The sequence below is a fragment of the Morganella sp. HSTU-ASny43 genome (assembly GCF_022819185.1).
GTDB lineage: Bacteria > Pseudomonadota > Gammaproteobacteria > Enterobacterales > Enterobacteriaceae > Morganella > Morganella morganii.
Genome location: NZ_WSPG01000042.1, coordinates 1 through 20,462 on the forward strand (window position 1 = coordinate 1; position 20,462 = coordinate 20,462).

Sequence of the window (20,462 nt, forward strand, 5' to 3'; positions counted from 1 at the left end):
TATGTATTTTATGGAAATATTCAGATATTTTAACCTTTGTATTTTCTCATAATGCCCTCAGAAAATTTAACAAACTATCTTCAGCCATATTGTAAGACAACAATCACACTTCCGGGTTGTCTGTCATTCCGCTAAAGCATGAAAAGGTAGTTAAATCACCCATTTTGAACTCAAAATCAGCATCAATATCTTTATATTAGGTATAATCCCGACTAAATATCAGAATATTCCGCTTACTCATCATTCATGTAAGATGTTAAAAACCGGGTATTCTTTGTAACAACATGAAATCGCTGAGGTTATAGTGTTAATACGTAGTATTCTCGTCTTTATTGTTTCTTATTTGTTGCTTTTTTGTATCTATTACATATTAAAAGGGTATCGATTATACTTTTTAAAGAAACTATTTGAGGAAATAAATACGTCAAGTTAAATTTTAACATTATTAATGACAACCGTTTATCTTCATAATTTATGACAATATATGATAAATATGAGTTGGCAATGTTTATTGGCGGCAAAATAAAATGTCAGCGACTGAAAAACTGTCTGACAGGTAAAGAGCTTTCAATAAAAATTAATATCTCACAACAGCAGTTATCCCGTTATGAAACGGGAGCAAGCTTAATTCCTCTGGATAAACTGTTAATGCTTGCAGACGTCCTGAATATTAGTGTTAGTTATTTTTTTGATGAAATGGGTTGTGATGAAGAATAAGTTTAATTTGACAAACATTAATATATTATTGTTTAACCAGACTGACAGATGATAATGAGTAATAAAACAGATAATAACCTGAACACCAGCATTAATGAGATGTACAAGCTTATCGGCGGGCAAATCCGCAAAATGCGCAGGATCACCGGAGTCACATCAACAGAACTGGGCAATCTGATTGGTGTATCACAACAGCAAATCTCCCGTTACGAAATCGGCAGCACAAAAATTTCACTGGAAATTATTCTGAGGATCTCCCAGGTCTTCGGCGTCTCCCCTTACTACTTTATAGAAGACAGTCTGCTGTTCTTTACCCGCCAGCACCTGCCGGATGATGATAACGTTATCCCCCGCAGTACCGACGCCGGTGTAAATACGGAGCCGGAGACCCGGCCACCGGAACACTGAGTGTGTGACAGCACCGCTGATGCGGTGCTGTCTGTTTATACCGGCTGAGTGGTTACATCCAGCCACTGTGCGTTTGTCAGTTCCGCCAGCCGCGCAGGTGTCAGCCGGACAGCGGAATTAGCCGACCCCGCCGCAGGTAATACCGTGTCATACTCACGGAGTGAATGATCCGCATAAACGGTCAGCGGTACCGGCAGCCCGAACGGACAGACTCCCCCGACCGGATGGCCGGTGAAATGCACCACTTCCTCTGCATTCAGCATTTTGGCCTTGCAGCCGAACTGTGTTTTGAATTTTTTATTATCCAGCCGGGCGTCCCCTGCCATCACAATCAGAATCGCGCTGTCATCCGTCAGCTTAAAAGAGAGTGTTTTGCAGATCTGACCGGGGCGGACACCATGAACTTCTGCTGCCTGAGTGACAGTGGCAGTCGGCTGTGTGGTCTCAATAATCGTAACATCCGGGGCATGCGTGCCGAACCAGGCACGAACCGTTTCGATACTCATTCAGGACTCCGTTTTATTATCATGTGCTTTTTATGTGTTTGCACCAACAGCTCACCATAATTTGCCCTGAATTGGCAGCCCTTTTTTGACAAAATAGCGCGGATACCGGTTATTCTGCCGGAATTCATGTTAGAGTGGGCTGTTCATATATTTATTGATTAGCGGAAGGTGATGTCATGCAATCTGTTGATATTCAGACTTTATTAAAAAAAGCAGAAGCACTGTGTCTGTCACGCAGTGTGCGCATGACGTCTCAGCGAAAGTCGATTCTGCAGCTGATTGCCGGCCAGCCCGGAGCCATCAGTGCTTATGAGCTGCTGGATCTGCTGCGCGAAACCGAGCCGCAGGCAAAACCGCCGACAATCTACCGCGGTCTGGAATTTCTGCTGGAGCAGGGATTTATCCACAAAATTGAGTCCACCAACAGCTTTGTGATGTGCCCGCATTTTGATAAACCCAGCCATACTTCAGTACTGTTTATCTGCGATCGCTGTAACAGTGTGACAGAGCGGGACGGAGAGGCGATTGATTCACAAATCACTCAGTTGGCGGATGCCGCGCAATTTCATATCCGCCACAGTGTGATTGAGGCGCACGGATACTGCCGCCCTTGTTATGATATTGAATCCTGCACCCGCAGAGATAAATGCCTGCATGACCATGAACATGACGAACCGCGTAAACGCGGACGCTGAAAAACAAAAACCACAGTGTCCGTCTCCGGCGTACTGTGGTTTTTAAGCGGATACCGTTTCAGGCGGCTGTCCCGGAAATCAGTGCCAGTCGTTATTACGGATCACACCCACTGCCAGACCTTCAACAGTAAAGTTCTGTTCCCGTAAATCCACCACGATCGGGCTGAATTCTTCGTTTTCAGCGTGCAGCTCAATCTTGCTGCCCACTTTCTTAAACCGTTTGACTGTCACTTCATCTTCGATACGGGCAACCACCACCTGGCCATTATGCACGTCCTGGGTTTTATGCACCGCGAGTAAGTCACCGTCCATAATACCGATATCTTTCATTGACATACCATTTACCCGCAGCAGAAAATCTGCACTTGGTTTAAACAGCATCGGGTCAATCTGATAACGGCTTTCTATATGTTCCTGTGCTAATAAAGGCTCACCTGCGGCCACACGGCCTATTAGTGGTAAACCTTCATCCTCTTCTTCTTCCAGAAGCAGACGGATCCCCCGGGAGGCCCCGGAGACAATCTCAATGACGCCTTTACGCGCCAGGGCTTTCAGGTGCTCTTCCGCCGCATTCGGAGAGCGAAAACCCAGGCGTGCCGCAATTTCTGCACGCGTCGGTGGCATGCCCGTCTGCGAAATATGGTCACGAACAAGGTCATAAACCTGTTGCTGCCGTGCCGTCAGTGCTTTCATTTCGCCCCCTGTTTGTTTATACAGTCAGACTGTGAGTATATACAGGTATTCCGGGATTGGGAACCATAACATGAGGAAAATACGTGTTACGCCGCAGGTTTCACAAAAAATCGTCTGTTAAAGACGCAGGAACCAGCTGGTAAACAGCATAATCCAGACAAACAGCCCCAGTAATGTGGCGATAAATACTGCGGCGGACCCCATATCTTTGGCCCGGCCGGACAGTTCATGATATTCCGTACCGATACGGTCAACCACAGCCTCAATAGCGCTGTTGATAAGCTCAATCACCACTACCAGCACCACAGAACCAATCAGCAGCACCCGTTCAACCGCCGTAAAAGAGAAAGCAAAGGCAATAATGACGGCCGGGATCAGCGCCAGCAATTCCTGACGGATAGCGGCTTCATTTTTCCATGCCGCAATGAGTCCTTTCTTTGAATAACCCGCCGCTTTAATTAATCGTATAAATCCGGTATTTTTTTTCATTTCTGTCACTGTAAATAATATGATTATCTGACTGATCGCCGCTATTTTTCCGCGATTTTATTGCTGCCGCAACACAGATCTGGCTCCGCCTTTCTGGTATGCTGAACGCGAATTGTCAACAAGAGGCTTCATACATTTATGTCACTTTGGCGTAAAATATACTATAACGTATTGAATTTACCATTAAAACTATTGGTAAAAAGCAAGCCGATCCCGACGGATCCGGTCAATGAGCTGGGGCTGGATACACAACGTCCGACACTCTATGTTCTTCCTTATCACTCTAAGGCGGACCTGCTGACACTGCGCCGTCAGTGTCTCGCACAGGGCATGCCGGATCCGCTGGAAGATAATGTCATCGGTAATACCACATTACCGGGCTATGTCTTTATCGATGACGGCCCGCGTGTGTTCCGTTATTACGCCCTGAATCCGCGTAAGGATTCCGTCCATATTTTCCACGCCTATCTGGATCTGCACCGCAATAATCCGGCGCTGGATATTCAGATGCTGCCGGTCTCTGTGATGTTCGGTCGTTCACCGGGCCGCGAGGGACACCACGGTGTGCCGCATCTGCGTCTGTTAAACGGGATCCAGAAATTTTTCGCCGTGCTCTGGCTGGGACGCGACAGTTTTGTCCGCTTCTCACAGCCGGTGTCCATGGGCGCGATGGCCTCTGAACACGGTACTGACACCATTATCGCTAATAAACTGGCCCGTGTCGCCCGTATTCACTTCTCACGCCAGCGTATGGCCGCTATCGGCCCGAAACTGCCGGTGCGTCAGGAGTTGTTCAATAAGCTGCTGAAATCCAAAGCGATTGAAAAAGCCGTTGAAGATGAAGCGAAAGCTAAAAAAATCACCATTGAAAAAGCACGTCAGAATGCCGTTTCCATGATGAACGAAGTGGCCGCTAACTTCACCTATGACGCCCTGCGCGTGGCTGATCGCGTCCTCGGCTGGACCTGGAACCGCCTCTATCAGGGACTGAATGTCCATAATGCGGAGCGGGTGCGCCAGCTGGCACAGGACGGCCATGAGATAGTGTATGTGCCCTGCCACCGCAGCCACATGGACTACCTGCTGCTCTCCTATGTGCTCTATCATCAGGGGCTGGTACCGCCGCATATCGCCGCCGGGATTAACCTCAATTTCTGGCCGGCGGGACCGATTTTCCGCCGCCTCGGTGCTTTCTTTATCCGCCGCAGCTTCAAGGGCAACAAACTGTACTCCACCGTTTTCCGTGAATACCTGAGTGAGCTCTTCTCACGCGGTTATTCCATCGAGTACTTTGTCGAAGGCGGCCGTTCCCGTACCGGACGTCTGCTGGAGCCGAAAACCGGCACATTATCGATGACGCTTCAGGCTATGCTGCGCGGTGACTCGCGACCTATCACCCTGGTGCCGGTCTATATCGGCTATGAGCATGTGATGGAAGTGGGTACTTACGCCAAAGAGCTGCGCGGTGCCACCAAGCAAAAAGAAGGTTTTATGCAGATGGTGCGCGGCCTGCGCAAACTGCGTAACCTCGGCCAGGGTTATGTGAACTTCGGGCAGCCTATTCCGCTGTCACAATACCTGACAAAACAGGTACCGGAATGGCGTGAGGCGATCGACCCGGTCGAGCCGCAGCGTCCGTCCTGGCTGACACCAACCGCAACATCTCTGGCTGATAACATTATGGTGAGCATCAATAATGCCGCCGCCGCGAATGCTATCAACCTGTGTACCACGGCTCTGCTGGCTTCCCGTCAGCGCGCACTGACCCGCGAACAGCTGATCGAACAGCTCGACTGCTATCTCCAGCTGCTGCGCAATGTGCCGTATTCCCCGGACAGCACCACCCCGGCGAAGAGTGCGGAAGAACTGCTGGAACACGCATTGCAGATGAACAAGTTCGAGGTTGAGAAAGACAGCCTAGGGGATATCATCATTCTGCCGCGTGAAAATGCGGTACTGATGACCTACTACCGGAATAACATTCTGCATATGCTGGTACTGCCGTCTCTGGTGACCAGTATCCTGATCCATCACCGCCGCGTCAGCACCGATACTCTGCGTGAACATGTCGGGATGATCTATCCGCTGCTGAAAGCCGAACTGTTTATGCGTTACAGTCAGGAAGAGCTGCCGGCGATCCTCGATACCATCATTGATGAACTGTGTCGTCAGCAATTAATCTGCCGCCGTGATGATAATATGCTGGTCATTAACCCGGCCCGTATCCGTCCGTTACAGCTGCTGGCAGCTGGGATCCGCGAGACATTACAGCGTTATGCGATCACCCTGTCGCTGCTGAATGCCACCCCGGAAATCAGCCGTTCGGCACTGGAAAAAGAGAGCCGGATGCTGGCACAGCGTCTGTCAGTTCTGCACGGTATCAACGCACCGGAATTCTTCGACAAAGCCGTGTTTGCCACCCTGGTCGGCACACTGCGTGAAGAAGGCTATATCAATGACAATGATGATGTGATTGAAGCCAACGCCGGAGAGTTCTACAACGTGCTGGCGGAGCTGATGTCACCGGAAGTCCGTCTGACTATCGAAAGTGTCAGCCTGGAGCCGGAAGAAGCTGTACCGGCAAAAAGTGACGACAGTAATCCGTCTGACTGACGCTGAGAACAAAAAAAGGAGACCGGATAACCAGTCTCCTTTTTTATTGCCGGTTATCTGCACTTACAGATAACTGACCAGCATGCCGAGAAACAGAATAAACCCGACATAGTTATTATTCATAAAGGCCTGAAAACACGGGTCGCGTTCGCGATCGGCCATCAGCCGCTGCTGATAGACAAATAACGCCCCGGCCAGCAGCAGGGACCAGTAGAAGATCCCGGACAGATTAACCATCAGCCCTATCCATAACAGCATCAGAATCATTACCAGCTGCAATATGCCGATAATCATCTTATCAAAGCGCCCGAACAGGATAGCCGTGGATTTCACGCCGATTTTCAGGTCGTCGTTGCGGTCCACCATCGCGTACTGAGTGTCATACACCACAGACCAGACAATATTGACCGCAAACAGCAGCCAGCACTCTGCCGGCAGCGATTCACTGACCGCCGCAAACGCCATCGGAATCGACCAGCCGAAAGCCGCGCCGAGCACCACCTGCGGCAGATGGCTGACCCGCTTCACAAACGGATACACCCAGGCCAGCGCCAGCCCGGCGACTGACAGCCAGATGGTCATCGTATTGAGCGTCAGTACCAGTCCGAATGACACCAGCACCAGTACCGCAAACAGAATTTTGGCTTCTTTTTCCGTGACATCACCGCGCGGCAGCGGACGGTTTTTGGTGCGTTCCACCGAGCCGTCAAATTTCCGGTCGGCGAAATCATTAATCACACAGCCGGCGGCTCGCATACTGAACACGCCAATGGTAAAGATGATCAGAATATGCCAGTCCGGGACACCCCGGGCCGCTATCCATAACGCCCAGTAGGTCGGCCAGAGCAGTAACAGTGAGCCAATCGGGCGGTCTGTCCGCATCAGACGGCTGTATGCCTGCCACTTGCTGCGTACCATGCTTCGTTCCACGTTATTCTTCTCCGAGATATTCACTTATGCGGGGTATGCCGGAGAGGCCGGCAGAAAAACTTCAGTCAGCAGCAGCGGTTTACCGGCCAGGCACAACCGCGAACAGCGGGCCCAGTGGGTTTCTGACAGCCCGAAGCGGATATAATCCCGCGTCAGACAACCGCTGGTAAAGAGATAGCGCCCGAGCGGCACATTTCCCATTTTCAGTAACTGCTGCTCTTCCCCTGTCAGCGTCTCCTCCGGTACCACTGTCCGGCCGGTCAGCCAGGGAACCCCGTCACCATATAACACCACCTCCCGTAACCAGTAGCGTGCACTGCCGGGCAGATGCATCTGCTCTTCTTCAGTCAGCGCTTCACGGGAGATATATTTTTCACAATACGGTTTTACCGTCACTTCATTGCAGTGCTGTTCAAAGCGCCGCGTCATTGACCCTAATTCTGATAACCAGTCCAGCACCCCGGCGGGGATCATTTCCGCATTATCAAACCAGCGGATGGGGGGTGTTATCACTGTTTGTGTCATGAATGTATCCGGTTATCAGGGGCATAATATGCGTTCTGATACACTTTAACAAAACCCGGCAGGAAATGAGCGCGTTACTGAAAATTTTTTGCTAAAAACAAAGCCGCTCTGCATTATGCAGAGCGGCTTTGTTTATAAAACGCACGGTTAAAGTAAATTCAGCACTAACGCCAGTTTTTAAACCGGTTAATCAGGCCGTTGGTTGAGCTGTCGTGGCTCTCAACCGGCTTGTCACCCGCCAGTTCCGGCAGAATGCGGTTTGCCAGCTGTTTGCCCAGTTCGACGCCCCACTGATCAAACGTATAGATATTCATAATCACGCCCTGAACAAAAATCTTATGCTCATACATGGCGATCAGAGCCCCGAGGCTGAACGGAGTAATGGATTTCAGCAGGATGGAGTTGGTCGGGCGGTTACCCTCAAAGACTTTAAACAGCGCGACATAATCCATTTCAACCGGATTTTTGCCCTGTGCGGCAAACTCCGCATCCACCTGTTCACGGGTTTTGCCGAAGGCCAGTGCTTCGGTCTGCGCGAAGAAATTCGACAGCAGTTTGCTGTGATGATCCCCCAGCGGATTATGGCTCTGAGCCGGTGCGATAAAATCACACGGGATCAGTTTGGTACCCTGATGGATCAGCTGATAAAACGCATGCTGCCCGTTGGTGCCTGGCTCACCCCAGATAACCGGACCGGTCTGATGAGAAACCACCTTACCGTTACGATCCACATATTTCCCGTTGGACTCCATATTGCCCTGCTGGAAATAGGCCGCAAAGCGGTGCATGTACTGATCATAAGGCAGAATTGCCTCTGTTTCCGCACCGAAGAAATTGTTGTACCACAGACCAATCAGCGCCAGCAGCACCGGAATATTCTGTGAGAATTCAGTTTCGGTGAAGTGCTTGTCCATGGCATACGCACCATCGAGCAACTGCGTGAAGTTGTCATAACCGACAGAGAGCACGATAGACAGACCAATCGCCGACCACAGGGAATAGCGCCCGCCGACCCAGTCCCAGAACTCAAACATATTGGCGGTATCAATACCAAACTCAGCTACTGCATCCGCATTAGTGGACAGCGCGGCAAAGTGCTTCGCCACATGCGCCGGGTCTTTGGCCGCCGCCAGGAACCAGTCACGCGCGGAATGGGCGTTAGTCATGGTTTCCTGGGTGGTAAAAGTTTTGGAGGCGATCAGAAACAGTGTGGTTTCCGGATCCAGCGCTTTCAGGGTTTCGGCGATATGAGTACCGTCAACATTAGAGACAAAATGCATGCCCAGATGATTTTTATACGGACGCAGCGCCTCTGTCACCATATAAGGGCCGAGATCAGAGCCGCCGATACCGATATTCACCACATCGGTAATCGGCCTGCCGGTATAGCCTTTCCACTCCCCGCTGATGATCCGCTCACTGAACACGCGCATTTTTTCCAGCACGGCGCGAACCTCTGGCATCACATCCTGCCCGTCAGTCATCACCGGAGTATTGTCACGGTGGCGCAGCGCGGTGTGCAGAACCGCACGGTTTTCTGTCCGGTTGATCTTCGCACCGGAAAACATACTGCAGACGGCCCCACGCACATCACACTCTTCAGCCAGTGCCAGCAGCTTATCAAGGGTTTCCTGTGTGATACGGTTTTTGGAATAATCCACCAGCATTTCTTCGCCGAACGTGGCAGAAAAACGGCTGAACCGGTCGTTATCCTGCGCAAATAAGTCGCGGAGATGCACAGTTTTCATTGTGTCGTAATGCTGTTCCAGCGCCTTCCAGGCCGCAGTATCAGTGGGGTTAATATTTTTCATTGCAGCTCTCTTTTCATTGAAAACCAAAACTGAATCGTGTCAACAAAGTGTACTCTGTCCTGACGATAAAGGTGTTATGCATCTGTCATTCCGTGATATTGCTCAAAAAACAGAAACAAAACCAGCGCCGGAACGGAATATCGCAAAAAACGATAATTTGCCTGTCATTATGAAAGATATTGATTATCCGTTAATCAATATTGACTCATTCCGGCAATCCCGATAATTCTATCAGTGTAACACAGCTCACATTTTTCACTTTACGGGATAAGGGAATTCATTATGGCGTCAGTATCTTCCGCGCCTGCTCAGCAGGTCATTGCAAAATTCGGTGGTACCAGTGTGGCAAATTATGACGCCATGCAGAAAAGTGCCGGGGTCGTTCTGCAGACCCCCGGTGTGGCACTGGTGGTGTTATCCGCCTCCGCCGGGATCACCAATGCATTAATCGAATTAGCTCAGGGATGCCCGCGCGCGCAACGTGAAAAATGTCTGAAACAGGTTCGTGACACACAATATGAAATCCTGTCCCGTCTGCCGGAGAACGCGGCGGTGCACAATGAGATTGACCGCCTGCTGGGCAATATCACCACTTTATCGGATGCAGCGGCACTGGCAACCTCCAGCGCTCTGGTGGATGAGATTGTCAGTCATGGTGAGATTATGTCGACGCTGCTGTTTACCGAAGTGCTCCGGGAGCAGGGCGCACAGGCGCAATGGTTTGATGTCCGTGAGGTCATGCAGACAAATGACTGCTTCGGCCGGGCTGAACCGGATACCGCTGTGCTGCGCACGCGCTGTGATCAGCTCCTTGCCCCGCGTCTGTCACAGGGCCCGGTTATCACCCAGGGATTTATCGGCTGCGAAGCCGCAGGGCGCACCACCACGCTCGGACGCGGCGGCAGTGATTACACTGCGGCACTGCTGGCGGAAGCGCTCGGCTGCCAGCGTGTGGATATCTGGACGGATGTGCCGGGGATCTACACCACGGATCCGCGCATTGTCCCGGATGCCTATCCGATTGATCATATTACCTTTGATGAAGCGGCGGAAATGGCGAACTTCGGGGCAAAAATCCTGCATCCGGCCACTTTGCTGCCTGCCGTGCGCAGCGGAATCCCGGTGTTTGTCGGCTCCAGCAAAGAGAGCGGCGCGGGCGGCACACTGGTGTGTGATAATGACCCGAATCCGCCGCTGTTCCGCGCCCTGACATTACGCCGCCAGCAAACCCTGCTGACACTGCACAGCCTGAAAATGCTGCATGCGCGCGGCTTTCTGGCGGAAATCTTCACGATTCTCTCCCGCCATAATATTTCCGTGGATGTGATCACCACGTCAGAAGTCAGTATCGCCCTGACGCTGGATACCGTCGGTTCCACACACACTAACGGAACATTGCTCAGTGATGAGCTGACCGCCGAGTTGTCTGCACTGTGCCGTATTGAAGTGGAGCAGAATCTGGCACTGGTCGCGGTTATCGGTAATGAACTGACCCGTGCACACGGCTTGGGCAAAACGATTTTCAGCGCCCTTGAGCCGTTTAACATCCGCATGATCAGTTATGGTGCAAGCGGACACAACATGTGCCTGCTGGTTCCCGGCAATGATGCCGAAGATATCATCCGCGCCCTTCACCGCGATCTGTTCTGACCCCCGCCTTTTCAGATAAAAAAACGCCTGACGTGGTCAGCGTCAGGCGATTAATCACACGAAACAGAGATCAACATGAAACACAAGTGACGAGTATTGCCGATACATGCATACCGTATACTGTCCGCTGTATAACGATATTGAAAGCTCCCAATATGAAGAAGAGTAAGACGACCACGGGAGGAAATATAAGTGACAATGAATTATTTATCACTATTAATCATATCCCTCATGAAAAATTATACGGTAACCCGCCGGTCTTTCCATTAATAAAATTCATATTTGCACAAAACAATATAAACAATTTTTATCAATAACCATCAAAGTTATTTATACTGATTTTAATTGCTAATTATGTATTATTGCTTCAATAGCAATTAATTTTATTTACCAGTTTCAGAAGTAACAATTCATATCTGGTGTTATTCTTGCGTAACAAAAATTACTGAATCATCAGCAAACCTGATAACCGCCGTGTTCTGCCGCGAATAAATTAAACTCACGCCAGCCTCTCAGGGCATATTCCAGTGTTTTGTGACTGATTTTGCACAGTGATGCGATATTACTGACCACCATATTGTTATCTTCCAGCATGTGATCAGTCAGAACACCGGCAATAAGCAGGCATTCTTCCGGCATGATCCGCCAGGCATCCTGTGTGGCAAATTTATGGACAGGCACATACCCCTCTTTCGGGCTGCGCCGGCTCAGCAGCGCCAGTTCATCGGCTCTCGCCTGTTTAAAGGCGGCGATTTCATCCGGTGACGGTACCGGTTCCGGCAGTTGCTGCTGATATAAGAAGTGATAGACCTCTGACGCCCGGGCGGGTGTCAGCTCGCTTTTCAGCCAGATTCGGTTAAAACAGTCATCATCCAGCACATCATCGGTATCCAGGATATCCGTGATCTGCATGATATTCAGTGCAGCGTTGAGGATACTCTCATCCAATTCATAATAATGAGGCTGATCTGCTTTCGGCAGCGAATACGCGGGCAGGCACCCGGCAGGTAAAGCATCCTGAATATAGAAACGGTACATTGTCTCATCACTCCCTTTTATGGCTGAATCTGATATGCCCGGTCACGGCTGTTGTCAGCCATAGTACGGGAAAATTACTTATCTATAAATGGGGATGAAAAAAACAATGACAAGAGCAGGCTGTCACATTGCGTGATAATTGAGAAAACGATTGAAAGGATCCCGGCCGGTTATCCTGTTTTATTTCAGATTATGGTGTGGTGTCCGGTGAAATATCCACAGGGAGTATGATTTCACAGACCACCGGGACAGTGACATCTGCAGTTCTGTCAAAAGGTAAAGGCTCTCCGGGACGAAAACAGGTAACCTGAACGTTTTTTTCCTGCACCTCTGACGGCTGGCATAGCACAGGGCAGCCCGGTAACCGCTTTTTGCTGATGCACGTCGCGCCATCCAGCATGATGGCTCTGTGTTGCAGGGTCATAGTGCATGGCAGATCAGTCTCCGCCCGGCAGTTACCGGCGAATGCGCTGCATAATACAAAAGTGGCAGATATAATTAACGGCCTGAAAACGGGGAGTGTCATATCACCTCCCCGGCCCGGCCGTCAGCAATGATAAATACTGAATTCATACGGTTCTCCTTCTGTTCTGATAATGGCGTACAGTGATACAGCGGAATTCACTATACGCAGAACAGTACCCGGTGGTTAACGCAAACCGGGACAGGAGACTGACATGCGATAATACTCAGTCTTCCGGATCATACCCCAGGTTCGGGGCCAGCCAGCGCTCAAGCTCTTTCACCGGCATACCTTTGCGGGCGGCATAATCCTCAATCTGATCTCTCTGGATCTGAGCCACCGCAAAATAGCGGCTCTGCGGATGACTGAAATACCAGCCGGATACCGATGCCCCCGGCCACATAGCATAAGATTCCGTCAGCCGCATGCCGGTATGTCTTTCAACATCCAGCAGTTCCCAGATTTTGCTTTTCTCCGTATGTTCCGGACAGGCCGGGTAGCCGGGTGCGGGGCGGATCCCCTGGTAGTTTTCGCGGATCAGCGAGTCATTATCCAGGTTTTCATCCGGACTGTAGCCCCAGATAGTTTTACGCACCTGCTCATGCAGATACTCCGCAAACCCTTCCGCCAGCCGGTCAGCGAGGGCTTTCACCATGATTTTATTGTAATCATCGTGTGCCGCATCAAACTGAGCTGCCAGTGTATCCTCCTCCAGCCCGCCGGTGACAGCAAAGGCTCCGAGATAATCCGGAATTCCCGGTGGTGCGACAAAATCCGCCAGGCAGGCATTCGGGAAATCATCTTTCTTCTGTGTCTGCTGGCGCAGATGACAACTGTATAACAGCACCTCTTCGCGGGATTCGTCACGGTAAACCGCAATATCATCGCCGATCCGGTTAGCCGGGAAAATCCCCGCCACGCCACGCGGTGTCAGTGCGCCGGTTCTGTCCAGCTCATCCAGCATCGCGTTTGCCTCTTTAAACAGGCGGCGGGCTTCTTCACCAACGACATCATCTTCCAGAATACGCGGGTATTTTCCGGCCAGTGACCAGGTCATAAAGAAAGGTGTCCAGTCAATATAACGGCGCAGTACCGAAATCGGTGCAGTGACGGTTTTCACGCCGGTAAATGCCGGGCGCGGCGGCGTATAATTATCCCAGTCCGCCGCAAACGCATTTGCCCGCGCCTGTGCGAGTGTCACCGGTGCTGAGCGCGGCTGACGGCGGGCATACTGGTCGCGGACAACCTCATATTCTTTACGGGTGCGGGCAACAAACTCATCCCGTTGTTTATCTGACAATAACGCCGCCACGACCCCGACCGTCCGTGAGGCATTCTGTACATAGGTTACCGGGCCGCTGTAATTCGGTTCAATTTTCACCGCCGTATGAGCTTTGGATGTGGTGGCACCGCCGATCAGCAGCGGCAGGGAAAATCCCTGACGCTCCATCTCTTTGGCTACATGTACCATTTCATCCAGTGACGGCGTGATAAGCCCGGACAGCCCGATAATATCGACTTTTTCCTCAATAGCCGTGCGGAGAATTGTTTCACAGGGCACCATCACCCCGAGATCGATAATTTCATAGTTATTACACTGCAATACCACGCCGACGATATTCTTGCCGATATCATGCACATCGCCTTTGACTGTCGCCAGCAGGACTTTCCCGGCACTGGAGCCGCTGGTTTTCGCTGCCTGAATATAAGGTTCCAGATACGCCACCGCCTGTTTCATCACCCGCGCGGATTTCACCACCTGCGGCAGAAACATTTTTCCCTCACTGAACAGATCACCGACCACATTCATGCCGTTCATCAGCGGGCCTTCGATCACTTCAATCGGGCTGTCAGCCCGCAGACGGGCGGCTTCGGTATCCTCAACAATAAATTCCGTGATCCCTTTCACCAGTGCATATTCCAGACGCTTTTCCACATCCCACCCGCGCCATTCCGCGAGCTGCGGCTGATCATTTTCCCCTTTGCTGCCGCGATATTCTTCTGCCAGCGCCAGCAGCCGGTCAGTGGCATCCTCGCGGCGGTTCAGGATCACATCTTCCACCGCATCACGCAGTGCAGCCGGTAAATCATCATAAATGGCCAGTTGCCCGGCATTCACAATCCCCATATCCATGCCGTTACGGATAGCGTAATAGAGGAAAACGGCGTGAATCGCTTCCCGTACCGGATCATTTCCGCGGAACGAGAAAGAGACGTTGGAGACCCCGCCGGAGATCAGTGCATGGGGCAGTGTCGCTTTGATATCCTTACAGGCTTCAATAAAATCAACGGCATAATTGTTATGCTCAGGAATACCGGTTGCCACCGCAAAAATATTCGGGTCAAAAATAATATCTTCCGGCGGGAATCCCACCTGCTCAGTCAGAATGCGGTAAGCCCGCTGACAAATTTCTGTCTTGCGCTGCCGGGTATCCGCCTGGCCGGTTTCATCAAAGGCCATCACAATCACGGCAGCGCCGTAACGCAGCACTTTTTTGGCATGATCGATAAAGGCTGCCTCTCCCTCTTTCAGGGAAATCGAGTTCACAATGCCTTTACCCTGGATACATTTCAGCCCGGCCTCGATCACCTCCCATTTTGAGGAGTCGATCATAATCGGTACGCGGGCAATATCCGGCTCACCGGAAATCATATTCAGGAAACGCACCATGGCCGCCTGTGAATCCAGCATGCCCTCATCCATGTTGATATCAATAATCTGTGCGCCGTTCTCCACCTGGTTACGGGCAATATCCAATGCTTCCTGGTAATTACCTTCTTTAATCAGCCGCTTAAACCGTGCGGAGCCGGTGATATTGGTTCTCTCCCCCACGTTGACGAACAGGGAATTCTCATCGATGGTCAGCGGCTCCAGCCCCGCCAGACGGCAGGCCACAGGGCGATCAGGAATAACACGCGGCGGAATATCCGCTACCGCCTGCGCGATTGCACGGATATGGTCAGGCGTGGTGCCGCAGCAGCCACCGACAATATTCAGCAAACCGGACTGTGCCCACTCACTGATATAGCCCGCCATATTGGCGGCATCCAGGTCATAACCGCCGAACGCATTCGGCAGACCGGCATTCGGGTGAGTACTGACATAACAATCCGCGATACGGGACAGCTCCGCCACATACTGGCGCAGTTCAGCAGGCCCCAGCGCACAGTTCAGCCCGAAAGAGATCGGGCGGATGTGTCTCATGGAGTTATAAAAGGCTTCAGTTGTCTGACCGGTCAGTGTCCGGCCGGAGGCATCAGTGATCGTACCGGAAAGCATCACCGGCAATTTAATCCCCAGCGCCTCAAACTCGGTTTCAACAGCGTAAATCGCCGCCTTGGCATTCAGGGTATCGAAGATTGTTTCGATCATAATGATATCAGCCCCGCCGCGGACCAGTGCCCGCACAGAGCTGCGGTAAGCCTCAACCAGCGCATCATAGGATACATTGCGGTAAGCCGGATCATTCACATCGGGAGAGATTGATGCCGTCCGGTTGGTCGGACCCAGAATCCCGGCCACATAGCGGGGTTTCTCCGGCGTTTTGCGCGTCCATTCATCGGCACATTCCCGCGCCAGTTTCGCGGCGGCTTCATTGATTTCATCAGACAGGGACTCCATCTGATAATCCGCCATGGAAATAACCGTGGAGTTAAAACTGTTGGTTTCAATAATATCCGCGCCGGCTCCCAGATAGGCGTGATGGATCTCGCGGATAATATCCGGCTGCGTAATGGATAACAGATCGTTATTTCCTTTCAGATCCACCGGCCAGTCAGCGAAACGCTCACCGCGGTATTCCTTTTCGTTCAGTGCATAGCGCTGGATCATCGTTCCCATCGCACCATCAAGAATCAGGATCCGTTGATTAAGCGCTTTTTTTAATACACTGATTTTATTATCCATTTATCTGACTCCGCTCTGCAATGCCCGTTTAAATAGCCGTCTGAACGTCTATACTACCACAACTTTCCCTGAGTGCATTAACGTGCAACCTGAGCGTTTTTCATGTTGCTGTGATCCGCAAAGGTACTCAACCCTCTTTTTCTGGTTATTCGATCCGCGCCGAAAGCTTTCTCGTTTCAGCTAAATTTGAGGTGGATCATATTCAGGAAAGAGAATTGCTCATAAAAGTTGCAATCCGTTGCTGATCTATGCCAATGTTACCGGTAACAAACGAATTAATGATACTGCAGCAGGCAGATAATCAGCACGGAGCCATGACTATGACACATTCTGCGTACCCGCCGGTTCATCCGCGACTTTCAGAAATTACCGCCCGTATTACGGCGCGTTCCCGTGTATCCCGTGCCCGGTATCTGGAAAAAATCAGCGCCGCACGCAGTAAAACCGTTCATCGTGCCCAGCTTGCCTGCGGTAACCTGGCGCATGGCTTTGCCGCCTGCCAGCCTGATGAGAAACAACAGTTACGCAATATGGCGCATAATGATATTGCAATCATCACTGCTTACAATGACATGTTGTCGGCACATAAGCCGTATGAATTTTATCCGGCACAAATTAAAGCTGCACTGCACAGCGTGGGTGCCATCGGCCAGGTTGCCGGCGGGGTTCCCGCCATGTGTGACGGCGTGACCCAGGGGCAGGATGGTATGGAGCTGTCCCTGCTGAGCCGTGATGTGATTGCCATGTCTGCCGCTGTCGGGCTTTCCCACAATATGTTTGACGGCGCACTTTACCTCGGGATCTGCGATAAAATCGTCCCGGGGATGATGATGGCGGCACTCTCTTTCGGGCATCTGCCGTCCGTATTTATTCCGGCGGGTCCTATGACCAGCGGTCTGCCGAATAAAGAAAAAGTACATGTCCGTCAGTTATTTGCTGAAGGAAAAGTTGATCGCCGGGCACTGCTGGATGCAGAAGCGGCCTCTTATCATTCAGCCGGAACCTGTACCTTTTACGGCACCGCCAATTCCAATCAGATGGTGATGGAAATCATGGGGCTGCATCTGCCGGGCGCGTCCTTTGTTCATCCTGATACCCCGCTGCGTACCGTACTGACGGATGCCGCTGCCCGCCAGGTTGTCCGCTTTACTGAAAACAGCGGCAATTATCTGCCGGTCGGGCAACTGGTAGATGAAAAAGTCATCGTTAACGGCATAGTCGGTTTGCTGGCAACAGGGGGTTCCACCAATCTGACCATGCACCTTATCGCAATGGCCGCTGCAGCCGGGATCATCATCAACTGGGATGATTTTTCTGAGCTGTCGGACATTATCCCGCTGCTCAGCCGGATCTACCCGAATGGCCCAGCAGATATCAACCAGTTCCATGCCGCAGGCGGGTTACAGCTGATTATCCGTGAGCTGCTCAGCCTGGGGCTGCTGCATGAAGATGTTCATACTGTCGCCGGTTTCGGCTTATCCCGTTATACACAGGAGCCGTGGCTGGATAACGGTGAATTGAAATGGCGGGAAGGCGCGCTCAGCTCGCTTGATGACAGTGTGATTGCATCCGGAAATACACCGTTTTCGTCTCACGGCGGCACCAAAGTACTGACTGGAAATCTCGGACGTGCGGTGATGAAAACCTCAGCTGTTCCTGCCGATAACCAGATTATTGAAGCCCCGGCCATCGTGTTTAACAGCCAGCATGATATTGTGCCCGCGTTTGAGGCCGGAAAACTGAACAAAGATTGTGTTGTGGTAGTGCGTTTCCAGGGGCCGCAGGCCAACGGGATGCCGGAACTGCACAAACTGATGCCGCCGCTGGGCGTGCTGATGGATAAAGGCTACCGGGTGGCCCTGGTCACCGACGGCCGTTTGTCCGGTGCATCCGGCAAAGTGCCTTCCGCTATTCACGTTACCCCGGAAGCGTATACCGGCGGGCTGCTGACCAAAGTCCGCGACGGCGATATGATCCGGGTGAACGGGCAGACCGGCGAGCTGATGCTGCTTGTTGATGAGGCTGTTCTGGCAGAACGTGAAAGTGTCATTCCTGACCTCAGCGCAGAGCGGGACGGCTCAGGCCGTGAATTATTCAGTGCATTACGCACGCAACTCTCAGGTGCGGAAGAAGGCGCCTGCTGTATCCGTTTTTATAAAAGTGAGAATGACGATGAATGATCAGATGTTAAGTGCGCAATCCGTTTTAAATGCAGGACCGGTTGTGCCTGTCATTGTTATCCGTGAGCTGCATCAGGCAGTACCGCTGGCCCGTGCACTGGTCGCAGGCGGGATCCGCGTTCTGGAAGTCACACTGCGTACAGAGTGTGCAATTGAAGCTATCCGCGCCATTGCGGAAGAAGTGCCGGAAGCGATTGTCGGTGCGGGTACCGTGATTAATCCGGAGCAACTGAAAGCCGTCACTGACGCCGGTGCACAGTTTGCTATCAGCCCCGGTCTGACAGAATCTCTGTTACAGGCAGCCGATCAGGGCTCCATTCCGCTGATCCCGGGGATCGCCACCGTTTCCGAGCTGATGGCTGGTATAGCTTACGGACTGAAAAATTTTAAATTCTTCCCGGCAGAAGCAAACGGTGGAGTGAAAGCGCTGAAAGCTATCTCCGGCCCTTTCCCGGATATCCGTTTCTGCCCGACCGGCGGGATCTCCCTGAATAACTACCGGGATTATCTCGCGCTCAGCAGTGTGGCCTGTGTCGGCGGCTCATGGCTGGTGCCGGAAGATGCACTCTGTGGCGGAGACTATGATCGTATTACTGCACTGGCGGCGCAAGCTGTGGCCGGTGCCGCTGCATAAGACATCGTGAATTAAGTCTGCCTTTTGCCACCGTTCGCGGTGGCTTTTTTTATCAGTCCGCCGTCGGATTCATCACACTCAGGTCATACGGTGTTATCTGATAAACACAATAATTCAGCCAGTTAGCATAAAGCAGATGACCATGTCCGCGCCAGCTGGATACCGGTGTTTTCGACGGGTCGTTATCCGGAAAATAGTTCACCGGGATAGCAGGATCCAGCCCCGCATCCGAGTCACGCTGATATTCTCCCGCCAATGTATCCGCGTCATATTCCGCATGGCCGGTCACATAGACCTGACGCTTGTCTTTACTGGCAAACAGATAGGCTCCGGCTTCTTCAGAAGCGGCCAGGATATCAAGATCGGTGTTTTCACGGATCATCGCTTCAGGAAATGCCGCATAGCGGGAGTGAGGCGCAGAAAACTGCCCGTCAAACCCCCTGGTCAGCAGCGCATGCGGCATAAGTGTAGTGTGGGTATACACCCCGGAGATTTTTTCCGGCAGCGTTTGTTTCGGGATATTGTAAAGCGTGTTCAGCCCCGCCTGTACCGCCCAGCAGACAAAAAGTGTTGATGTAACATGTGTCTGTGACCAGCGGATAATCTCATCCAGTTCCGGCCAGTAATCCACATCCTGAAATTCAACCAGACCGAGTGGTGCACCGGTGATCACCAGACCATCAAAATTCTGTTCTTTTATATCATCAAAGTCACAATAAAAGGCATCCAGATGCGCCTTGGGTGTGTTCTTTGATTCATGGTGACTGATACGCAGCAGTTGAATATCAACCTGAAGCGGTGTGTTGGAGAGCAGACGCAGAAATTGCAGTTCTGTTTCAATCTTCTTAGGCATCAGATTTAAAAACAGCACTTTCAGTGGCCGTATATCCTGAAATTGTGCCCGTGATGATGTCATCACAAAGATATTTTCATCACGCAGATCAGTGACAGCAGGAAGTTCATCAGGGATACGGATTGGCATAGCGGCGGGCTCTCCTTGTTATTTTAGACATCCGGACATCCAAAACTAACGAAAAAGAGAGGTTCTGTCGAGGAAAAAACAGCAAGGTGAATTTATTTCATACAAAAAACAAAACCCCGATAGTTTCCTATCGGGGTTAATGTTTGTTGGCGGAACGGACGGGACTCGAACCCGCGACCCCCTGCGTGACAGGCAGGTATTCTAACCAACTGAACTACCGC

17 protein-coding genes are annotated in these 20,462 nt (G+C 51.4%); 7 read left to right on the forward strand and 10 right to left on the reverse strand.

Annotated elements, in window-relative coordinates:
- Positions 1-504: 504 nt before the first annotated feature.
- Both GN208_RS16715 and GN208_RS16720 read left to right on the forward strand, forming a co-directional pair.
- Positions 505-717 carry a helix-turn-helix transcriptional regulator gene (locus GN208_RS16715; RefSeq protein WP_004241538.1) on the forward strand — a complete coding sequence of 71 codons (213 nt, stop codon included), beginning with the start codon at positions 505-507 and terminating at the stop codon, positions 715-717.
- A gap of 54 nt (positions 718-771) precedes the next feature.
- Positions 772-1,125, forward strand: coding sequence for a helix-turn-helix transcriptional regulator (locus GN208_RS16720; RefSeq protein ID WP_004241537.1), 354 nt, complete (start codon positions 772-774; stop codon positions 1,123-1,125).
- Between the two features lie 35 nt (positions 1,126-1,160).
- On the opposite strand, the gene GN208_RS16725 is transcribed toward GN208_RS16720, so the two are convergent.
- Positions 1,161-1,631: a YbaK/EbsC family protein gene (locus GN208_RS16725; RefSeq protein ID WP_004238268.1), complete on the reverse strand. Its 471-nt coding sequence runs from the start codon at positions 1,629-1,631 to the stop codon at positions 1,161-1,163.
- A 176-nt stretch (positions 1,632-1,807) separates the two neighbouring features.
- On the opposite strand from GN208_RS16725, the gene zur reads away from it, so the two are divergent.
- The gene (gene zur / locus GN208_RS16730; RefSeq protein WP_004238269.1) at positions 1,808-2,326 is read left to right on the forward strand and encodes a zinc uptake transcriptional repressor Zur; all 519 of its coding nucleotides are present in this window, start codon (positions 1,808-1,810) and stop codon (positions 2,324-2,326) included.
- Between the two features lie 78 nt (positions 2,327-2,404).
- Here the strand turns inward: zur and lexA are convergent, their stop codons facing one another.
- Together lexA and GN208_RS16740 are read right to left on the reverse strand one after the other, a co-directional pair.
- Positions 2,405-3,019 carry a transcriptional repressor LexA gene (gene lexA / locus GN208_RS16735; RefSeq protein WP_004238270.1) on the reverse strand — a complete coding sequence of 205 codons (615 nt, stop codon included), beginning with the start codon at positions 3,017-3,019 and terminating at the stop codon, positions 2,405-2,407.
- Positions 3,020-3,136: 117 nt separating this feature from the next.
- The gene (locus GN208_RS16740) at positions 3,137-3,508 is read right to left on the reverse strand and encodes a diacylglycerol kinase (protein WP_004238271.1); all 372 of its coding nucleotides are present in this window, start codon (positions 3,506-3,508) and stop codon (positions 3,137-3,139) included.
- A 138-nt stretch (positions 3,509-3,646) separates the two neighbouring features.
- Here GN208_RS16740 and plsB point away from each other — a divergent pair, with 138 nt between their 5' ends.
- Positions 3,647-6,121 (forward strand): glycerol-3-phosphate 1-O-acyltransferase PlsB, encoded by a 2,475-nt coding sequence (gene plsB, locus GN208_RS16745; RefSeq protein WP_015422417.1) that lies wholly within the window; start codon positions 3,647-3,649, stop codon positions 6,119-6,121.
- Positions 6,122-6,184: 63 nt separating this feature from the next.
- Here plsB and ubiA read toward each other — a convergent pair whose 3' ends face one another.
- From ubiA to pgi, 3 genes are all read right to left on the reverse strand, one after another.
- A complete protein-coding gene (gene ubiA / locus GN208_RS16750) occupies positions 6,185-7,039 on the reverse strand; it encodes a 4-hydroxybenzoate octaprenyltransferase (RefSeq protein ID WP_004238273.1) in 855 nt (284 codons plus the stop codon).
- A 36-nt stretch (positions 7,040-7,075) separates the two neighbouring features.
- On the reverse strand, positions 7,076-7,576 hold the full coding sequence (gene ubiC / locus GN208_RS16755; RefSeq protein ID WP_004241531.1) for a chorismate lyase: 501 nt from the start codon (positions 7,574-7,576) through the stop codon (positions 7,076-7,078).
- Positions 7,577-7,740: 164 nt separating this feature from the next.
- Positions 7,741-9,387: a glucose-6-phosphate isomerase gene (gene pgi, locus GN208_RS16760; RefSeq protein ID WP_243828490.1), complete on the reverse strand. Its 1,647-nt coding sequence runs from the start codon at positions 9,385-9,387 to the stop codon at positions 7,741-7,743.
- Between the two features lie 282 nt (positions 9,388-9,669).
- Between pgi and lysC the strand changes: the two genes are divergently transcribed.
- Complete coding sequence (gene lysC, locus GN208_RS16765) at positions 9,670-11,037, forward strand: lysine-sensitive aspartokinase 3 (RefSeq protein WP_004238279.1); 1,368 nt, start codon at positions 9,670-9,672, stop codon at positions 11,035-11,037.
- Positions 11,038-11,490: 453 nt separating this feature from the next.
- On the opposite strand, the gene GN208_RS16770 is transcribed toward lysC, so the two are convergent.
- The 3 genes from GN208_RS16770 to metH form a co-directional block, all read right to left on the reverse strand.
- Positions 11,491-12,075, reverse strand: coding sequence for a hypothetical protein (locus tag GN208_RS16770; RefSeq protein ID WP_004238280.1), 585 nt, complete (start codon positions 12,073-12,075; stop codon positions 11,491-11,493).
- Positions 12,076-12,265: 190 nt separating this feature from the next.
- Complete coding sequence (locus GN208_RS16775) at positions 12,266-12,601, reverse strand: hypothetical protein (protein ID WP_004238281.1); 336 nt, start codon at positions 12,599-12,601, stop codon at positions 12,266-12,268.
- A 163-nt stretch (positions 12,602-12,764) separates the two neighbouring features.
- Positions 12,765-16,445: a methionine synthase gene (metH, locus tag GN208_RS16780; RefSeq protein WP_004238282.1), complete on the reverse strand. Its 3,681-nt coding sequence runs from the start codon at positions 16,443-16,445 to the stop codon at positions 12,765-12,767.
- Positions 16,446-16,759: 314 nt separating this feature from the next.
- On the opposite strand from metH, the gene edd reads away from it, so the two are divergent.
- Both edd and GN208_RS16790 read left to right on the forward strand, forming a co-directional pair.
- Positions 16,760-18,625, forward strand: coding sequence for a phosphogluconate dehydratase (gene edd, locus GN208_RS16785; protein WP_048884211.1), 1,866 nt, complete (start codon positions 16,760-16,762; stop codon positions 18,623-18,625).
- Entirely contained in the window at positions 18,618-19,259 is a 642-nt protein-coding gene (locus GN208_RS16790) for a bifunctional 4-hydroxy-2-oxoglutarate aldolase/2-dehydro-3-deoxy-phosphogluconate aldolase (protein WP_004238284.1), read from the forward strand. The genes edd and GN208_RS16790 overlap by 8 nt, the downstream gene beginning before the upstream one ends.
- A 52-nt stretch (positions 19,260-19,311) precedes the next feature.
- On the opposite strand, the gene metA is transcribed toward GN208_RS16790, so the two are convergent.
- Positions 19,312-20,241, reverse strand: a complete 930-nt coding sequence (gene metA, locus GN208_RS16795) for a homoserine O-succinyltransferase (RefSeq protein WP_004238285.1) — start codon at positions 20,239-20,241, stop codon at positions 19,312-19,314.
- Positions 20,242-20,462 lie beyond the last annotated feature (221 nt).

Coding starts and splice junctions, on each gene's coding strand:
- GN208_RS16770 (WP_004238280.1), bottom strand. CDS start 12,075: ATGTACCGTTTCTATATTCAGGATGCTTTACCTGCCGGGTGCCTGCCC.
- GN208_RS16715 (WP_004241538.1), top strand. CDS start 505: ATGTTTATTGGCGGCAAAATAAAATGTCAGCGACTGAAAAACTGTCTG.
- lysC (WP_004238279.1), top strand. CDS start 9,670: ATGGCGTCAGTATCTTCCGCGCCTGCTCAGCAGGTCATTGCAAAATTC.
- GN208_RS16790 (WP_004238284.1), top strand. CDS start 18,618: ATGAATGATCAGATGTTAAGTGCGCAATCCGTTTTAAATGCAGGACCG.
- lexA (WP_004238270.1), bottom strand. CDS start 3,019: ATGAAAGCACTGACGGCACGGCAGCAACAGGTTTATGACCTTGTTCGT.
- zur (WP_004238269.1), top strand. CDS start 1,808: ATGCAATCTGTTGATATTCAGACTTTATTAAAAAAAGCAGAAGCACTG.
- GN208_RS16725 (WP_004238268.1), bottom strand. CDS start 1,631: ATGAGTATCGAAACGGTTCGTGCCTGGTTCGGCACGCATGCCCCGGAT.
- GN208_RS16720 (WP_004241537.1), top strand. CDS start 772: ATGAGTAATAAAACAGATAATAACCTGAACACCAGCATTAATGAGATG.
- GN208_RS16740 (WP_004238271.1), bottom strand. CDS start 3,508: ATGAAAAAAAATACCGGATTTATACGATTAATTAAAGCGGCGGGTTAT.
- ubiA (WP_004238273.1), bottom strand. CDS start 7,039: ATGGTACGCAGCAAGTGGCAGGCATACAGCCGTCTGATGCGGACAGAC.
- GN208_RS16775 (WP_004238281.1), bottom strand. CDS start 12,601: ATGACACTCCCCGTTTTCAGGCCGTTAATTATATCTGCCACTTTTGTA.
- edd (WP_048884211.1), top strand. CDS start 16,760: ATGACTATGACACATTCTGCGTACCCGCCGGTTCATCCGCGACTTTCA.
- metA (WP_004238285.1), bottom strand. CDS start 20,241: ATGCCAATCCGTATCCCTGATGAACTTCCTGCTGTCACTGATCTGCGT.
- ubiC (WP_004241531.1), bottom strand. CDS start 7,576: ATGACACAAACAGTGATAACACCCCCCATCCGCTGGTTTGATAATGCG.
- plsB (WP_015422417.1), top strand. CDS start 3,647: ATGTCACTTTGGCGTAAAATATACTATAACGTATTGAATTTACCATTA.
- metH (WP_004238282.1), bottom strand. CDS start 16,445: ATGGATAATAAAATCAGTGTATTAAAAAAAGCGCTTAATCAACGGATC.
- pgi (WP_243828490.1), bottom strand. CDS start 9,387: ATGAAAAATATTAACCCCACTGATACTGCGGCCTGGAAGGCGCTGGAA.